The 16,391-nt window shown below is 63.6% G+C and carries 19 protein-coding genes and 1 pseudogene; 6 read left to right on the top strand and 14 right to left on the bottom strand.

Translation table 11 applies throughout. From position 1 onward, the window contains the following. Nucleotides 1-28 precede the first annotated feature (28 nt). Complete coding sequence (locus AAHM40_RS04105) at nt 29-364, top strand: tRNA-binding protein (protein ID WP_342243521.1); 336 nt, start codon at nt 29-31, stop codon at nt 362-364. Next, nucleotides 361-1,245: a DMT family transporter gene (locus AAHM40_RS04100; RefSeq protein ID WP_342243520.1), complete on the top strand. Its 885-nt coding sequence runs from the start codon at nt 361-363 to the stop codon at nt 1,243-1,245. Before AAHM40_RS04105 ends, AAHM40_RS04100 begins: the two co-directional genes overlap by 4 nt. A 306-nt stretch (nt 1,246-1,551) precedes the next feature. Here the strand turns inward: AAHM40_RS04100 and AAHM40_RS04095 are convergent. Both AAHM40_RS04095 and AAHM40_RS04090 read right to left on the bottom strand, forming a co-directional pair. Continuing rightward, a pseudogene (locus tag AAHM40_RS04095) lies at nt 1,552-1,653 on the bottom strand (ADP-glyceromanno-heptose 6-epimerase); the annotation flags it as partial. A gap of 87 nt (nt 1,654-1,740) precedes the next feature. Then, on the bottom strand, nt 1,741-2,025 hold the full coding sequence (locus AAHM40_RS04090) for a SelT/SelW/SelH family protein (RefSeq protein WP_028626591.1): 285 nt from the start codon (nt 2,023-2,025) through the stop codon (nt 1,741-1,743). 72 nt (nt 2,026-2,097) lie between these two features. Between AAHM40_RS04090 and AAHM40_RS04085 the strand changes: the two genes are divergently transcribed. Both AAHM40_RS04085 and AAHM40_RS04080 read left to right on the top strand, forming a co-directional pair. Then, nucleotides 2,098-4,278, top strand: a complete 2,181-nt coding sequence (locus AAHM40_RS04085) for a patatin-like phospholipase family protein (protein ID WP_342243518.1) — start codon at nt 2,098-2,100, stop codon at nt 4,276-4,278. 154 nt (nt 4,279-4,432) lie between these two features. Next, nucleotides 4,433-5,431, top strand: a complete 999-nt coding sequence (locus tag AAHM40_RS04080; RefSeq protein ID WP_342243517.1) for a sulfate ABC transporter substrate-binding protein — start codon at nt 4,433-4,435, stop codon at nt 5,429-5,431. 129 nt (nt 5,432-5,560) lie between these two features. Here the strand turns inward: AAHM40_RS04080 and AAHM40_RS04075 are convergent, their stop codons facing one another. The 11 genes from AAHM40_RS04075 to ccmA all read right to left on the bottom strand — a co-directional run bounded on the left by AAHM40_RS04075 (nt 5,561) and on the right by ccmA (nt 13,786). Beyond that, the gene (locus AAHM40_RS04075; protein WP_342243516.1) at nt 5,561-6,109 is read right to left on the bottom strand and encodes a DUF4124 domain-containing protein; all 549 of its coding nucleotides are present in this window, start codon (nt 6,107-6,109) and stop codon (nt 5,561-5,563) included. Between the two features lie 182 nt (nt 6,110-6,291). Next, nucleotides 6,292-6,744, bottom strand: coding sequence for a hypothetical protein (locus AAHM40_RS04070; protein WP_342243515.1), 453 nt, complete (start codon nt 6,742-6,744; stop codon nt 6,292-6,294). After that, nucleotides 6,741-7,952, bottom strand: coding sequence for a c-type cytochrome biogenesis protein CcmI (gene ccmI, locus AAHM40_RS04065; RefSeq protein ID WP_342243514.1), 1,212 nt, complete (start codon nt 7,950-7,952; stop codon nt 6,741-6,743). Before ccmI ends, AAHM40_RS04070 begins: the two co-directional genes overlap by 4 nt. After that, a complete protein-coding gene (locus tag AAHM40_RS04060) occupies nt 7,949-8,437 on the bottom strand; it encodes a cytochrome c-type biogenesis protein (protein ID WP_342243513.1) in 489 nt (162 codons plus the stop codon). Before AAHM40_RS04060 ends, ccmI begins: the two co-directional genes overlap by 4 nt. After that, nucleotides 8,434-8,970: a DsbE family thiol:disulfide interchange protein gene (locus tag AAHM40_RS04055; RefSeq protein WP_342243512.1), complete on the bottom strand. Its 537-nt coding sequence runs from the start codon at nt 8,968-8,970 to the stop codon at nt 8,434-8,436. The genes AAHM40_RS04060 and AAHM40_RS04055 overlap by 4 nt, the downstream gene beginning before the upstream one ends. After that, nucleotides 8,967-10,940, bottom strand: a complete 1,974-nt coding sequence (locus AAHM40_RS04050) for a heme lyase CcmF/NrfE family subunit (protein WP_342243511.1) — start codon at nt 10,938-10,940, stop codon at nt 8,967-8,969. Before AAHM40_RS04050 ends, AAHM40_RS04055 begins: the two co-directional genes overlap by 4 nt. A gap of 4 nt (nt 10,941-10,944) precedes the next feature. Further along, the gene (ccmE, locus tag AAHM40_RS04045; RefSeq protein WP_342243510.1) at nt 10,945-11,391 is read right to left on the bottom strand and encodes a cytochrome c maturation protein CcmE; all 447 of its coding nucleotides are present in this window, start codon (nt 11,389-11,391) and stop codon (nt 10,945-10,947) included. Continuing rightward, nucleotides 11,388-11,564, bottom strand: a complete 177-nt coding sequence (gene ccmD, locus AAHM40_RS04040; protein WP_028626580.1) for a heme exporter protein CcmD — start codon at nt 11,562-11,564, stop codon at nt 11,388-11,390. The genes ccmE and ccmD overlap by 4 nt, the downstream gene beginning before the upstream one ends. Beyond that, the gene (locus AAHM40_RS04035; protein ID WP_342243509.1) at nt 11,564-12,316 is read right to left on the bottom strand and encodes a heme ABC transporter permease; all 753 of its coding nucleotides are present in this window, start codon (nt 12,314-12,316) and stop codon (nt 11,564-11,566) included. Before AAHM40_RS04035 ends, ccmD begins: the two co-directional genes overlap by 1 nt. A gap of 166 nt (nt 12,317-12,482) precedes the next feature. Beyond that, complete coding sequence (gene ccmB, locus AAHM40_RS04030) at nt 12,483-13,154, bottom strand: heme exporter protein CcmB (RefSeq protein WP_028626578.1); 672 nt, start codon at nt 13,152-13,154, stop codon at nt 12,483-12,485. Next, complete coding sequence (gene ccmA / locus AAHM40_RS04025) at nt 13,151-13,786, bottom strand: cytochrome c biogenesis heme-transporting ATPase CcmA (protein WP_028626577.1); 636 nt, start codon at nt 13,784-13,786, stop codon at nt 13,151-13,153. The genes ccmB and ccmA overlap by 4 nt, the downstream gene beginning before the upstream one ends. 151 nt (nt 13,787-13,937) lie before the next feature. Here ccmA and fliK point away from each other — a divergent pair, with 151 nt between their 5' ends. Together fliK and AAHM40_RS04015 are read left to right on the top strand one after the other, a co-directional pair. Next, entirely contained in the window at nt 13,938-15,476 is a 1,539-nt protein-coding gene (fliK, locus tag AAHM40_RS04020) for a flagellar hook-length control protein FliK (RefSeq protein ID WP_342243508.1), read from the top strand. A 58-nt stretch (nt 15,477-15,534) separates the two neighbouring features. Beyond that, nucleotides 15,535-15,864: an EscU/YscU/HrcU family type III secretion system export apparatus switch protein gene (locus tag AAHM40_RS04015; protein ID WP_342243507.1), complete on the top strand. Its 330-nt coding sequence runs from the start codon at nt 15,535-15,537 to the stop codon at nt 15,862-15,864. Here AAHM40_RS04015 and AAHM40_RS04010 read toward each other — a convergent pair. After that, nucleotides 15,845-16,282 carry a rhodanese-like domain-containing protein gene (locus AAHM40_RS04010; protein WP_342243506.1) on the bottom strand — a complete coding sequence of 146 codons (438 nt, stop codon included), beginning with the start codon at nt 16,280-16,282 and terminating at the stop codon, nt 15,845-15,847. The two genes, AAHM40_RS04015 and AAHM40_RS04010, sit on opposite strands and share 20 nt — an antisense overlap. Nucleotides 16,283-16,391 lie beyond the last annotated feature (109 nt).

The raw sequence follows: 16,391 nt of genomic DNA, 5'->3' as shown, positions 1-16,391 counted from the left end.
ATGTACGACCGTTATCAGGGAGAAACTCATGTCCACCATCGAATGGAACGACTTCGAGCGCGTCGAACTGCGCGTCGGCACCATCCTGTCCGCCGCCCCCAATACCCAGGCGATCAAACCCGCCTACGTACTGGAAGTGGACCTGGGCGAACTCGGGGTGAAGACCTCCAGTGCCCAGATCACCGCCCACTATCAGGCCCAGGAGTTGGTCGGCCGCCAAGTGCTCTGCGTCTGCAACTTCGCGCCCAAACGCATCGCGGGAATCCGTTCGGAAATCCTCGTCACTGGCGTCCATGACGACGAGAACAAGGTGGTGCTGGCCGGCTTCGACAAGCCCCTGCCCAATGGGGCACGCCTGGCATGAAGGAACGCAATGCGCTGCTCGCCATCCACCTGGGGGCCCTGTTGTTCGGGCTTTCGGGCATTTTCGGCAAGCTCGCCAATACCGAACCGATGCTCATCACCTTCGGTCGCGGGTTGTTCGCAGTCATCGCCCTTGCGCTCTTCGCTCAGCTCATTACCCGCAGCCGTAGCGCCAGTCCGAGCGTGCGCCAATTGAGCATGCTGGCACTGGGCGGAATACTGCTGGGCGCCCACTGGATCACCTTCTTCCATGCGGTTCAGGTGGCGGGCGTCGCCATCGCAACACTGGGTTTCGCCAGCTTCCCGGCCTTCACCCTGTTGCTGGAAGGCTTGCTGTTTCGCGAGCGCATCCGCGCCCAGGAAATACTCATCGTCGGCCTGGTGAGCTTCGGTCTGGTGCTGGTGACACCCAGCTTCGACTGGGGCAGCGCGGCCACCCAGGGCCTGCTCTCGGCCATTCTCTCGGGCCTACTGTTTTCCCTGCTGTCGCTGCTCAACCGTGTCAGCGTCAAGGGGCTGGACCCGGTCAAGGCCGCGCTCTGCCAGAACCTGACTATCGTGCTCTGCCTGGCGCCCTTCAGTTGGCCGCTGCTGCATGAGGTCAAGCCCATGGACTGGTTCTGGATAGCCCTGCTCGGGGTGTTCTGCACAGGCCTTGCCCACAGCCTGTTCGTCGCCAGCCTGAAGGTGCTGAAGGCTCGGACCACGGCAGTGATCTTCGCCCTAGAGCCGGTCTACGGCATCGCCTTCGCCTGGTGGCTGTTCGACGAACAACCCGGCCTGCGCATGCTGGCGGGCGGCGCGCTGATCATCTTCGCTATCGCCTTGTCCGCACGCAAAGGCGCAACGGTTGAGGCCAAGCCAACGCCCGTCACCTCGTAGCAGAACCCTTGTGGGGCCAATTCATTCGCCAAGGGCCCAGAAAGCGGAGGGGAATCGCAAGCTCAACCCGTCCTACTCCGCACGCTCAGGCGGCTTGGCCCACACTTCCGGCAACCAGCCGCCCGCCTCCTGCTCCAGTAGCCAGCCGCAATCCCTCTTCACCCCCTGCTCCACATCCAGCATAGGTTGGCGGTAGCCGGTCTGGCGCAGGCGACTGATATCGGCCCGGGTAAAGCACTGGTACTGGCCGCGCAGGGGTCGGGGAATTCGCTGTATGCCAGCAGGCCCTGCTCACGTATGGCCGGGAAGCTCAGCGGCGGCGATGATGTCGTGCTCGCCCCGACCGTTGAGGGCCGGGACCAGGTTGCTGCCGATGAAGCCGGCAGCATCGGTGACGATGATGCTCATGACGGACTTCCTCCAGAAAATTGGAAATGCCGTCAGGCTATGCCTCGATAGACACCACCCCTCGGATCTGAAGCAAACGGGGCTGGATCAGGAACGGTCGTTGTGTCCCAGGTCCCGCGCCGGGTCGATCTGGTCGCGTACCCGCTGCTTGAGCACCTTGGCCTCGGGAAAACCTCCATCGGCCTTGCGCTCCCAGATCTCCACATCATTGCAGGTAATGCGGAATACCCCTCCGGTACCCGGCTCCAGGCTCACCTTGCCGAGATCGTCGCTGAAGGTACTGAGCAGTTCTTGGGCAAGCCAGGCGGCACGCAGCAGCCACTGGCACTGCGTGCAATAGGTAATGACGATTTCTGGCTTGGTCGATGGCATGGTCAGCTCGGTGAATGATCTGGGCGCCCTATAATAGCCGGCTTCAGCTCTCCGCCTGACCAGGGATGCGTTATGCGCCGCCTTCTGCTTTGCCTGTTGTTTCTTCCCCTCCTTGGCTTCGCCCAGCCCGAAACGCGCATCGGCCTGGTCCTGTCCGGCGGCGCCGCCCGCGGGCTGGCCCATATCGGCGTGCTCAAGGCACTGGAGGAGCAGGGCATCAAGGTCGATGCCATCGCCGGCACCAGCATGGGGGCGGTGATCGGCGGACTCTATGCTGCGGGTTACCCGGTGGACGAGCTGGAACAGATCGCCCTCCACCTGGACTGGCAACAGGCCCTGTCCGACAACCCGCCACGGACGGACGTGCCCTTCCGCCGCAAGCAGGACGACCGCGACTTCCTGGTCAAGCAACGCCTGAGCTTCCGCGACGACGGCAGCCTGGGCCTGCCGCTCGGCGTGATCCAGGGCCAGAACCTCGCCCTGCTGCTGGAAAGCCTGCTGGTGCATACCAGCGATACCCGTGATTTCGACCAGTTGGCCATCCCCTTCCGCGCCGTGGCCACCGATATCGCCACCGGCGAGAAGGTGGTGTTCCGCCGCGGCCACCTGCCCCAGGCGATCCGCGCCAGCATGTCGATACCCGCCGTGTTCGCCCCGGTGGAAGTGAACGGCCGGTTGCTGGTGGACGGTGGCATGGTGGACAACATCCCCGTCGACGTCGCACGCGAGATGGGCGTCGACCGGGTGATAGTGGTCGACATCGGCACGCCACTGCGCTCTCGCAAGGAACTGGCCACAGTGGTGGACGTGCTGAACCAATCCGTCACCCTGATGACGCGAACCAACTCCGAAGCCCAACTGGCCACACTCAAGCCCAACGACGTGCTGGTCCAGCCGTCCCTGGCCGGTTACGGCGCCACTGACTTCGGCCGCGCCCGCGACATGATCGATGCCGGCTACCGCGCCACCCAGATCCTCGCCAGCCGCCTGGCTGAGCTGCGCCCGCTGGCCAGTAGCCGCGACCTAGCCCTGGATAGCGCGCGACTGCCCAGCGAACGCACGCCGGTGATCCGCAGCATCCTCATCGAGAACGATTCGAAGATCAGCGATGCGGTAATCCGCCACTACATCCGCCAGCCCCTGGGCCAGCCGCTGGACCTGGATCGCCTGCAGAGCGACATGAGCACCCTCTACGGGCTGGATTACTTTGAACAGGTGCAATACCGGGTGGTCAAGCGCAAGGACGGCAACGCCCTGGTAATCAACTCGCGCGGCAAGCGCGCCGGCACCGACTACCTGCGCCTGGGCCTGAATCTGTCGGACGACCTGCGCGGCGACAGCGCCTTCAACCTGGGCGCGAGCTACCGCAAGAACGGCATCAATGAGTTGGGCGCCGAATGGCTGACCCGCCTGCAACTAGGTGACCACCAGGAACTCTACAGCGAGTTCTACCAGCCGCTGGATGCCGGCTCACGTTACTTCATCGCCCCCTACGTGTTCGGCGAGGCGCAGAACATCGAAGCCACCATCGACGACGACCCGGTGGCCGAATACCGCGTAGAGCGATTCGGATTCGGTCTCAACCTGGGACGGCAGATCGCCAACAACGGCGAAATTCGCTTCGGCATTGGCCAGGCGTGGGGCGAGGCGGATGTGAGAATCGGCGATCCCGCCTTACCGAGCTTCAGCTTCAACGAGGGTTACTACGAGGTGAAGTACTCATTCGACACCCTGGACAACGTAGACTACCCCCACAAAGGCGAGGACATCGGCCTGAGCCTGCGCCAGTACGATCCGAGCCTCGCTTCCGATGATCGCTACCGACAGTGGCAGTTCGGCCTGGACAAGGCGCTGAGTTCAGGACCGGATACCTTTGTCCTCGGCGGCCGCTACGGTCGTACCCTGGACGCCGCCGATGCGGTGACCTCGGCCTTCGTGATCGGCGGTGCACGCCAGCTTTCGGGCTTCCGCCAGGACTCCGTTGCCGGCCAGAACATCAGCCTGGCGCGGCTGGTCTACTACCGCCGGGTGACCCCTCGCGCCTTCGTGCCCCTGGACTTTCCTGTCTACCTCGGCGCCAGCCTTGAACGGGGCCGCGCCTGGAACAACGACGACAGCTTCGACAGCGGCTACATAAACGCCGGCAGCGTCTTCATCAGCTTCGATACGCCGCTGGGGCCGTTGGACTTCAGCTACGGTCTGAACGACGAAGCCGAGCGCGCGCTCTACCTGAACCTTGGCCGGATCTTCTGATCGTCCCGCTGTGGTTAGCCGTAGGTTGGCGCCCACCGCAGCCAACAACGAACAGACCGCACAAACATGCATAACTAAATTAGTTTTTAGTATTAAACGAATATATGACAGTCCACTATAGTCGGTAACTTCCACTGCCCAGAAGGAACGCCCTGTGAAACGACTGTTCTCCGCTTCTCTCCTTGCCGCCGGCCTCGCCCTGGCATGCGCCGCCCAGGCTGCGCCCACTCTGCTCAACGTCTCCTACGACGTGATGCGCGACTTCTACAAGGACTACAACGCTGCTTTCCAGAAGCACTGGAAAGCGGAGAACGGCGAGAACATCACCCTGCAGATGTCCCATGGCGGTTCCAGCAAGCAGGCCCGTGCCGTAATCGACGGACTGCCCGCCGACGTCATCACCATGAACCAGGCGACCGACATCAACGCGCTGGCCGACAACGGCGGCCTGGTACCGCAGGACTGGGCAACCCGCCTGCCGAACCACAGCGCACCTTTCACTTCCGCCACGGTGTTCATCGTGCGCAAGGGCAACCCCAAGGGCCTGAAGGACTGGCCGGACTTGCTCAAGGATGGCGTGCAGGTCGTGGTACCGAACCCCAAGACCTCCGGTAACGGTCGCTACACCTACCTCTCCGCCTGGGGTTACGTACTGAAGAACGGTGGTGACGAGAACAAAGCCAAGGCGTTCGTCGGCAAACTGTTCAAGCAGGCTCCGGTGCTCGATACCGGTGGCCGCGCAGCCACCACTACCTTCATCCAGAACCAGATCGGCGACGTACTGGTGACCTTCGAGAACGAAGCCGAGATGATCGCCCGCGAATTCGGCCGTGGCGGTTTCGAGGTAGTCTACCCCAGCGTTTCCGCCGAAGCCGAGCCGCCGGTAGCCGTGGTCGACAAGGTGGTGGACAAGAAGGGCACCCGTGCCGCCGCCGAGGCCTACCTCAAGTACCTGTGGAGCGACGAGGGCCAGACCATAGCCGCCAACAACTACCTGCGTCCGCGCAATCCTGAAATCCTCGCCCAGTTCGCCGACCGCTTCCCGAAAGTGGAATTCCTCTCGGTGGAAAAGACCTTCGGTGACTGGCGTGAAGTGCAGAAAACCCACTTCAACGACGGCGGCATCTTCGACCAGGTCTACACCGCGCAGTAACTGGCCTGGTGCGGCCCCTGGCCATTTCACTGTCGCCGGATCGACACCACGCCGGACATTGCTTCGAAGACGTAGCGATTCCGGCTGGTCATCTAGCCACCGGCGCGTGTCCCGGAGAAATCCTGAGGGCTATTTGAAGGTTTCAGACCACTCTGCGAACTGCATGCATTGGCCGAATGTCAGCACGTCGGGCGTATCGGCCAGGCAGTCCACCGAGTTGCGGGTCTTTTCGCTGGCGACGTACTCGCTCACGCATTCCCGCTCGTTGCGCTTCAGCCCCTTGTAGAAGTCGTCCATCTTGAACATGGCCTTGTCCAACTGGTTCTGCGTGATCTTCTGCTTGCGCACCGCATCGCGGCCGAGCTTCTGGGTCTCGTTGATCAGCGAGGGCATGCGCGCGATTGCCGTGGAGCACTGCTGCATACCCTTCTGATGGAGCTGGCCCGGGCTCAGCGAGCGCCCTTGTGGCTCAGCCTCGGCGACGGGTTCTGGTTGCGCGGCCGGCACGGCATCCATGCTGTTGACCTGCAAATGATCGCTCTCCACCGCGCGGCTCTGGGGCGGCGGCGTGTCGGTGAAATGCACTTTCCCATCGGCATCGCGCCACTGATAGACCTGGGCGGCGAGTGGCTGGACCAATAACAGGGCAAGGGCGGCAAACACAAAACGAGGCAGCATCCACGACCTCCTAGATAGCGGAATGCCAGCACACTACAGAAGCTGATTAACAGGAGCAACAGAAGCGATTCAGGGATGTGGTGGGGGCCGCGGAAGGTCCGTGGTGGTTGAACGGCAGAAAGCCGGAATGCTTGGGCTTCGCTTGGCTCAACCGCCACCAGGTCCGGGAGTCCCTGAAGGATTCAACGAAACGTTCGCCCCAAGCCGGCCGGCACGCCGCTGGCGTCAGTGGGCTGCCATGGACCTTGCGGGCCGTTGGAGTAGCTCCAGCCGTTATCCCAGCGGTAGTAGACCCGCTCGCGGTAGAACACGTTGCGCTGGCCTTCGAGCACATAGACGCCCAGTCCGGTGTCCCAATAGCAATTGCCACCCGGAGGCGGAGCGAAGCGTGGGTGCGCCTTCAGTCGCGGCGCCTGCTTGGGCGGCTGCGACTGCGGCGACTGCGGCGGCGGCAAGGGGCGGCTCTGGGGAGGGGATTGAACCGCCGGTGGTTTACGGGAAGGTTCCCACTCAGGCTCGTCGGGTTCGAGGTACGGACCCTGGCCAGCACAGCCAGCCAGGGTCAGGAGGAGGCAGATCAGGGGCAGACCGAAGCGGGGGTTCGGTACTGCCGGAAGCGCGGTATGGGTGGTCATTTCTTGTCCGGGCTGTCGATGGTCAGTCGTTGGGTATCCGACGAACCAGTAGACAGCGGCGAACTGCTTCCTATCCATTCCCCGGCGGTCGCATTGCCACTACGGGAGATCCGGGCGACCAACTGCACCTGCGGGAAGTTGGAGAGCTTGAGCTGCGGCATCATGGCGTCCGCGTCGCTCAGGCTGACTTCCGCTGGCAGATCGGCCACGGTCATGCGCTTGACCGCCAGCGGCATGGGCGGACCGGAGGTGGCGCGGGCGAAGATGAACACGCTGTCGCCGGGCTGCACTTTGTCTTTCAGCGACGCTGCCAGGTCGACGCGCACCTTCAACTCGGCACCGGCCGGTGCCGAAGCAACAGCGGGCTCCTCGACGGCCACGCCGCTCTCCTTGAGCTTCTCGCGGGCCTTGTCGATGCCGCCCTGCAGAGCGCCGCGGGAGGGGTCGTCGGCCGGCAGCTGGGTGATCAGACGCTCCCAATAGGTGATTGCCTCCTGGTACCGACCCTCCTCGAAACCAGCAATGCCCAGCAGACCAAGGCTGGTGATTTCCTTGGGATCAGCCTTCAGCGCCTCTTCAGTCAGGGCCTTGACCTCGGGGGTCAACTTCTTCTGGCTGGCGAAGTACAGCGCCTGGGCCCATTGGCCAAGCAGTTCGGGTTCACGGCCACCCCGTTTGACCGCCTGTTCATAGGCGCGCGCGGCGTCGGCAGCACGATCCTGGGCCATGTAGGTGCGGCCGAGGAAGTACCAGCCTTCGGCGGACTCCGGCTGTGCCTCGACCACACGCTCCAGACGCGAAGTCATTTCTTCAATGCTGCGGGGCTGCTCACGCAGCTCGCGGGTCAACTCCACTTTGTCGCTGGCGCCCCAGTGCAGGTAGAGGCCAAAACCCAGCACTGGCACCAGCACGGCAAACAGCAGCGGCAGGGCCTTGCCCAAACGAGAGGAACGGCCGTTGTCTGCCCCTTCGGTATCGGCCAGCAGCTCGCGGGCGGCCTCGGCGCGTCCGGCCTCGAACTGCTCGGCGGTCAGCGTGCCGGCGGCGCGCTGGGCGTCCATTTCATCCAGGCGTTCCTGGTAGAGGGCAACGTTCAGGGAAGTACGGTCTTCCTCGGTCTGGGCCTTGCGGCCGCGCAGCACGGGAATCAGCAGGAAAGCCAGGGCGACCAGCAGGAGCAGGCCGGCGGCGAGCCAGAAATCGATCATGGGTCTTTCTTGTCCTGGTTCTCGGAGTTCAGCAAGGCGTCGAGGCGAACCTGCTCATCGGCGGAAAGCATGACCTTGGCAGGGGTGCTCTCGACCCGACGACGGCGCACGACGATGATGCCCAGCACGACCAAGCCACCCACCAGCAGGCCAGCAGGGCCGTACCAGAGCAGCAGGGTGCGGGCGTTGACCGGTGGTTTGTAGCGCACGAAGTCGCCATAGCGGGCGACGAGGTAGTCGACGATCTCGTCGTTGCTCTTGCCCTCTTCCAGCATGCGGAAGATCTCGCGGCGCAGGTCGGTCGCAATGGGAGCGTTCGAGTCAGCGATGTTCTGGTTCTGGCACTTGGGGCAACGCAGCTCTTCGGTGAGGGTGCGGAAGCGCTCGCGCTCGGCCTCATCCTTGAACTCGTAGGTGTCGATAGCGGCAAGGGCCAGGCCAGTCAGGGCCAGGCCCAACAGGGCTGCGGCGATCAGGCGTTTCATTTGCCCTCCTCGTCCACCAGGGCCTGATAAAGCGGCGCCAGTTGTTCACGCCAGACGACTTCATCGATCACGCCGACGAATTTGTGGCGAATGATGCCGTCCTTGTCGATCAGGAAGGTTTCCGGTGCACCGTAGACACCCAGGTCAAGGCCGAGGCTGCCCTGCTCGTCGCGAATGTCCAACTGGTAGGGGTTGTGGAACTCCTTCAGCCATTTCAACGCGGCAGCATTGTCGTCCTTGTAGTTGACGCCGTAGATGGTTACGCCCATCTGCGCCAGCTTGTTCAGGACCGGGTGTTCAACGCGGCAGGACACGCACCAGGTGCCCCAGACGTTGACCAGCGCCGGCTTGCCCTTGAGGTCGGCCTCGGTGAGCGTACGCTCGCCAGTGACGTTGGGCAGGGAGAAGGCCGGGAACGGCTTGCCTATCAAGGCCGAAGGCAGCTCGGCAGGATCGAGGAACAGGCCACGGTAGAGGAACAGTGCGATGCCGAGGAAAGCCAGCAGCGGCAGGATCAGGATCAGACGCTTCATGCTTGAGCTCCAGCCATGCCCAGCGCCTCGCGGACGCGGGTCTTCACTTTCACCCGATAGCGTCGGTCCGTCGCTGCCAGCACGCCACCAAGGCCCATCAGCAAGCCGCCCAGCCAGATCCAGCGGACAAAGGGCTTCACGTGCACACGCACTGCCCAGGCGCCGTTCTCCAGGGGCTCGCCAAGCGCGACGTAAAGGTCGCGGGTGAAGCCGGCATCGATGCCGGCCTCGGTCATCACGGACTGTTGCACGGTGTAGAGGCGTTTCTCCGGATGCAGCACGGAAATCTTCTTGTCGCCGTCGAAGACGATGACGGTGCCTTTATCGGAGGTGAAGTTCGGCCCTTCATGGTGTACCGCACCCTCGAACAGGAAGCGGTAACCGCCGAGCTCCACGGACTCGCCCGGTGCCAGGCGCAGATCGCGTTCCGCACTGTACTGGCTGGAGAGCACGACGCCCAGTGCGCAAACGGCGATACCTGCGTGGGCCAATTGCATGCCCCAGTAGCTGCGCGTCAGGCCACTGGCGCCTTTGAGCAGGCCTTTGTGACGCGTTTTATCCACCAGATCGCGAACGCCGGCCAGAACCACCCAGGCGGCCAGGAAGCCAACGGCCAGCACGGCCCAGTGGAAGTCGCCATAGAGGAACGCCGCCAGCACGCCGAGCACCAGGCTGCCGATCAGTACTGGGCCGAGCATGCCGAGCAGCCATTTGACCGGTGTGTCTTTCCAGCGCACGAGGACGCCTGCGGCCAGGGCCAGCATGAGGATCCCCATCAACGGCACGAACAAGGCATTGAAGTACGGCGGGCCGACCGACAGCTTGGCGCCGGTCAGGGCGTCCAGTACCAGTGGGTAGAGGGTGCCGAGCAGGATCATCGAGGCCACGACCACCAGCACCAGATTGTTCACCAACAGCAGGGTCTCGCGGGACCAGAGGGCAAAGCCCACCTGGCTCTTGACGACTGGCGCGCGAACGGCGAACAGCGCCAGGGAACCGCCTACCACCAGCAGCAGGAAGGCGAGGATGAACACCCCGCGCTCCGGATCGGAAGCGAAGGCGTGGACCGAAGTCAGCACACCGGAACGAACCAGGAAGGTGCCCAGCAGGCTAAGAGAGAAAGCCGCGATGGCCAGCAACACGGTCCAGCTCTTGAACACGCCGCGCTTCTCGGTCACAGCCAGGGAGTGGATCAGTGCCGTGCCGACCAGCCAGGGCATGAAGGAGGCGTTTTCCACCGGGTCCCAGAACCACCAGCCGCCCCAGCCGAGCTCGTAGTAGGCCCACCAGGAGCCGAGCACGATACCGACGCTGAGGAAAGCCCAGGCGATGATGGTCCACGGCCGCGACCAGCGCGCCCAAGCGGCATCGAGGCGGCCGCCGAGCAGCGCGGCGATGGCGAAGGCGAAGGCCACGGAGAAGCCGACGTAGCCCATGTAGAGCATCGGCGGATGGACGATCAGGCCGAAGTCCTGCAGCAGCGGGTTCAGGTCGTTACCGTCGGCCGGCATGTTCGGCAGCAGACGATTGAAGGGGTTGGAGGTGACAATCAGGAACAGCAGGAAACCGATGCTGATCATGCCCATCACGGCCAGCACGCGAGCCAGCATCACTTCCGGCAACTGCCGGGAGAAAATCGACACGGCGAAGGTCCAGCCGCCGAGGATCATTGCCCAGAGCAGCAACGAGCCTTCATGAGCCCCCCAGACGGCGCTGAACTTGAAGTACCAGGGCAGCGCGCTATTGGAGTTGCTGGCGACATAAGCCACCGAGAAATCATCCACCATGAAGGCGTAGGTCAGGCAACCGAAGGCAAAGGCCAGGAAGGCGAACTGCCCCCAGGCGGCTGGCTGGGCCAGGCTCATCCACTGGCGGTCGCCGCGCCAGGCGCCGATCAGTGGCAGGGTCGCCTGCACGACGGCCATGCACAGGGCAAGGATCATGGCCAAATGGCCAAGTTCGGGAATCATCAGGTCACCCCTCCTTCTTCGGGAGTTGGCCACTTTCCTTGAGGGCTTTGGTCACTTCCGGCGGCATGTAGTTCTCGTCGTGTTTGGCCAGTACTTCGTCAGCCACCAGCACGCCGTCGGCGTTGAGCTTACCGAGGGCAACGATGCCCTGCCCTTCGCGGAACAGGTCGGGAAGGATGCCGTGGTAGCGGATGGTCACGCTCTTGGCGAAGTCGGTGACCACGAACTGCACGTCCAGAGAGTCGCCGGTGCGTTGCACAGAGCCCTTCTCGACCATTCCGCCAGCACGAATACGGGTGTCCTGCGGGGCCTCGCCGCTGGCGATCTGGGTCGGGGTGTAAAACAGATTGATGTTCTGTTGCAGCGCGGACAGCGCCAGCGCCACGGCGACGCCCACACCCGCCACGATGGCCAGGATGATGAACAGGCGCTTCTTGCGTACCGGATTCACTTCGACTCCTCCCGGCGCAAACGACGCGCCTCGTCTTGCAGGTAACGGCGCCGCGCGATCAATGGCATGGCGACGTTGATGGCCAGTACCGCGAGGCTGATGCCATAGGCGGTCCAGACATACAGGCCATGGTTACCCATGGCGAGAAACTCGGTGAAGGAAGAAAAACTCATCAGACCTTACCTACTTGTGCCTGAATCTCGGCCTTGGCCCAACTGGCGCGGGACTCGCGCTTGAGCACTTCCAGGCGCATGCGCATCAGCATCACGGCACCGAAGAAGCAATAGAAGCCGAGCACCATGATCAGCAGCGGCAACCACATTTCCGGCGGCATGGCCGGCTTCTCGGTGATCTTGAAGGTGGCCGGCTGGTGCAGGGTGTTCCACCACTCCACCGAGTACTTGATGATCGGGATGTTGATGACGCCGACGATAGCCAGCACTGCGCAGGCCTTGGCGGCGCTGTCACGATTGCTGATCGCCTGGCCGAGGGCAATGACACCGAAGTACAGGAAAAGAAGGATGAGCATCGACGTAAGGCGGGCATCCCAGACCCACCAGGCGCCCCAGGTAGGCTTGCCCCAGATGGCACCGGTGACCAGCGCAACGAAGGTCATCCAGGCGCCGATGGGCGCGGCGGCCTGCAGGGCGACGTCGGCCAGTTTCATCTTCCAGACCAGGCCAACCACCCCGCACACGGCGAGCATGATGTAGCAGGACTGGGCGAGGAAGGCTGCCGGCACGTGGATGTAGATGATGCGGAAGCTGTTGCCCTGCTGGTAGTCAGGCGGTGCGAAGGCCAGGCCCCAGACCAGACCAAGGGTGATCAGGATCACCGCGCCCCAGGCGAACCAGGGCAACCAGCGACCGCTGATCTCGTAGAACCATTTGGGCGAGCCAAGCTTGTGGAACCACGTCCAGTTCATGAAAGCTGCCTCAAAACTACTGCGCTTGCCGATACTGCGTTGAAAGCAGGCTCGGGCTGCTCATTTAGGGCGACTAAACTCCGCACCCTCACCTGCTTTCGCCTTGTCTCGGCTGCGCTCGCTACGTTTTTCAACAGCTTTCTCATGGTTCGGGCAACTCTATTTCTTATTCGCCGACACTGATGGTCAGGCCGGCAGCAATGGCAAAGGGTGTCAGGGTCACCGCCAGGGCGGTGAGACTCGCCAGCCACAACAGGTGGCCGACTGTCGGCAGTCCTTGCAGGGCCGCCTGCAACGCCCCGCTGCCAAGAATCAGCACCGGGATGTACAGCGGCAGGATCAGCAATGCCAGCAGCAGGCCACCACGCTTGAGGCCTACTGTCAGCGCGGCGCCCACGGCACCCAGCAGGCTCAACACCGGCGTACCGAGCAGCAGCGAGAGCAGCAGCACCGGCAGGCAGCGTGCCGGCAGACCGAGCATCAGCGCCAGCAACGGTGCCAGCAATACCAGGGCCAATCCGGAAAACAGCCAGTGTGCCAGCACCTTGGCCAACACCAGAAGCGGCAGGGGGTGCGGCGAAACGACCCACTGTTCCAGCGAGCCATCTTCGAAATCACTGCGAAAAAGCCCGTCCAGCGAGAGCAGCACGGCCAAAAGGGCCGCTACCCAGACAAGGCCGGGGGAAAGGCTTTGCAACAATTGGGTCTCGGGACCGACGGCCAGGGGGAACAATGCGACCACTATGGCGAAGAACACCAGAGGGTTAGCCAATTCCGCCGGACGGCGTACCAGCAGGCGGGCTTCCCGGGCAACCAGCAAGGTAAAGACGTTGCTCATGCGCGGCGCTGCCCCAGGTCAAGTTCGCGATAGCCGGAAGGCACATGGCCCATGCTGTGGTGAGTCGTGAACACCACCAGCCCGCCCTGCTCGCAATGCCGCGCCAGGTGCAGCTCCAACTGGGCGACACCCTGCTTGTCGAGGGCGGTGAAAGGTTCGTCGAGGATCCACAGGGGCGGCGCATCCAGGTACAAGCGTGCCAAGGCCACGCGGCGCTGCTGGCCGGCAGACAAGGTATGGCAGGGTACGTCTTCGAAACCGCGCAAGCCCACCGCTTCCAGCGCTTGCCAGATAGCCTCGTGGCCAGCGGGCTGGTGCAGGGCACAGAGCCAGCGCAGGTTTTCCTCGGGGGTCAGAAGGCCCTTGATACCGGCAGCATGACCGATCCACAGGAGGTTTCGCGCCAATTCGCTGCGCTGGCGGGCCAGCGGCTTGCCGTTCAGTCGGACTTCCCCGGCGGTAGGCTGCATCAGGCCGCAGAGCAGGCGCAACAGGCTGGTCTTGCCACTGCCGTTAGGGCCACTGACCTGGAGCATCTCGCCCGGAACCAGTTGCAGATCCAGCCGCTCGAACAGCAGACGCCAGTCCCGCTCGCAGGCGAGGGCCACGGTCTCGAGATAGGGACTGGTCACGGCATGGATACCCGGGGTGTATTCAAGTCAGGGAGGTGCCGGCCGCTATAATGGAGAACTCCAAGGCTCGCGGCCGACCCGGACGGGGCGGCATTATACATGCCACACCCCACCCCCGAAGCGAGCTTTTTCGACAGGTTGTAACCCCTTCATGACCGAAATCAGCGGCGTGCGCCCTCTTCCCCCCAGCCAGCCCGTCTCCCGCCCCGTGCAGAACGCGGTGGACATGGCGCTCAAACTGCTTCAGCCCCTGGACGGCCTGCTGGCCGCCGGCGAAAGCGCCGACGCCGAAGTCATCGCCCTGAAGGAAACCGCGCAGAGCTTCCAGTTGCTGCTCAAACTGACCCTGGCCAATGGCACCCAGACAACCCTGGAAGCCAGCAGCACGCGCCCTTTGGCACAGGGAAGCCTCCTCAACATCACTGCCCTGTCGGATACCCGCCTGGCCATGGCTGTGAAAGGAGGCGAACGCGCCCTCGGCAGTCTCGACCTCGATCTGCTGCCCGTGGGCACCCTGGTCCAGGGCAAGGTGGTGTCCAGCGAACTGACTGCCCAAGGCAAGGCTCAGGCGGCGGTCTACAAGGTGCTGGTCAATGTCCTCAACACCCCACTGGCCGGAAACCAGCTGAGTATCGAGAGCCCACGGCCATTGGCGGTCGGCAGCCTGCTCAGCGCCCAGGTCCAGGGCAGCCAGATGCTGCAGTTTCTACCCCTGGCGGCGCAGCTGGATCAGCTCGAACTCACCCAGCAACTGGCCGGACAGCAGAGCCGCCAGGGCTCGTTCGACGCGCTGATCGGGGCCTTGCAGAGCACCGGCCGGGAGAACCTGCCGGAAAACCTGCGGGCCGCCATGGATAAATTGCTCGGTGCCCTGCCCGACATTCGTCAGCTCGGTGACCCCAAGGTCCTGGCCGCAGCCCTGGAGAACAGTGGCGCCTTACTGGAATCACGCCTGCTGGCCGGCCAGACTGGTGCCCTGCCGCAGGACTTAAAGGCCAACCTGCTGCGCCTGGTCGCGCAGCTGCTGCCAGCCCTGCCAACGCCCGGCGCCTTGCCGACCACCGGCACCAGCAACGCCATGGCCCAGGCCCTGCCGGCCTTCATTCGTAGCGCCCTGGGCGCCCTCGGCCAGGCCAGCGCCCGCCAGCAGGCGCTGAGCTTTCCCCTGCCTTCGCGCCTGGCACAGACGGCCGAAGAAGAAGGGGACCTGGAAACCCTGCTCAAACTGGCTGCGGCTGCCGTGTCCCGACTTCAGACTCACCAGCTTTCCAGTCTCGCCCAGACTCAGTTGACCCCCGAAGGCAACCTGCTGACCACCTGGCAACTGGAAGTGCCGATGCGCAATCAACAGGAAATCGTTCCGCTGCAGATCAAGCTGCAACAGGAGCAAGACGGCCGGCAGGAGAAGAACGAACGCAAGGAAAGCCTCTGGCGCATCGAACTGGCCTTCGACCTGGAACCGCTCGGGCCGCTGCAGGTCCAGGCCCAACTGGTGCAGGGCAGTCTGTCCAGCCAGCTCTGGGCGGAACGCGCCGACACCGCCGGATTAATCGACCGCGAACTGCCGAACCTTCGCGAGCGCCTGCAGGCCGCCGGCCTCACCGTCGGCCATCTGGCCTGCACCCAGGGCAAACCACCCCGGGGACAAAGAACCAACCTGGAACAGCGCTGGGTGGACGAAACCGCATGATTCCAACGCCCATGAATGCGCTCAGCTTCGTCGGCTTCACATTTGCCAGGAAGTCGGAATGAGTAAGAAACCGCGCCAGGCCATCGCCCTCTCCTACGACGGCGTCAGCGCCCCCAACCTGACCGCCAAGGGCGACGACGAGCTGGCTGAGGCCATCCTCGCCATCGCCCGCGAGTACGAAGTGCCCATCTACGAGAACGCCGAACTGGTGCGCCTGCTGGCGCGGCTGGAACTGGGGGACGCTATTCCCGAAGCGCTCTACCGCACCATCGCGGAGATCATCGCCTTCGCCTGGTACCTCAGGGGCAAGTGTCCGGCCGGCTTCGACGCCGACGCCGAGCACGGCGTCTCTCCGCCCTTCCCCCTGCTCAGCGGACCGGCCGATTGAGCACCAGGCGCTCACTCTCCAGGCCCTTGCCCTGAGGGAAGTCCTGCAGTTGCCAGGCGAAGTAACCCTCGCGGAAATAGAAGACCTGTCGGTAACCCCAGCTCACCGCCATCCTCACGGCTTCCGCGCCGTGAGGGCAGACCTCACTGTCGCAATAGATCACCAGGGGCATCTGGCGCGGCCATTGCGGCTGGGCCAGGTCGCTGAAACGGTCGAGCAGGTTGAGATGCAGGGCACCGTGGATATGACCCCAGGTCCATTCGCGGGTAGGTCGCACATCGATAAAAATCGCCCCGCGCTCATACAGGTAGCGAGCCTGCAGCACGTTGACCGTCATAGCGCCCTCTACTTCCATGGGGGCTTCCTGGGCGTGCAGATAAGGCACCAGGCACAAGAGCAGTATTGGAAGTAGACGCATCGCCGGACCTCCCCGGAGAGAAGCCCCGGAATTTCAGCTTAGGTCAGGCGTATGGGTAGGATTCGGAACGATTGGAATGGAACAGGAATGGGTTAATAACAGCGGGCAC

The sequence above is a fragment of the Pseudomonas sp. OTU5201 genome (assembly GCF_038440135.1).
GTDB lineage: Bacteria > Pseudomonadota > Gammaproteobacteria > Pseudomonadales > Pseudomonadaceae > Metapseudomonas > Metapseudomonas resinovorans.
This window is presented reverse-complemented; position numbering and strand designations above follow the sequence as displayed.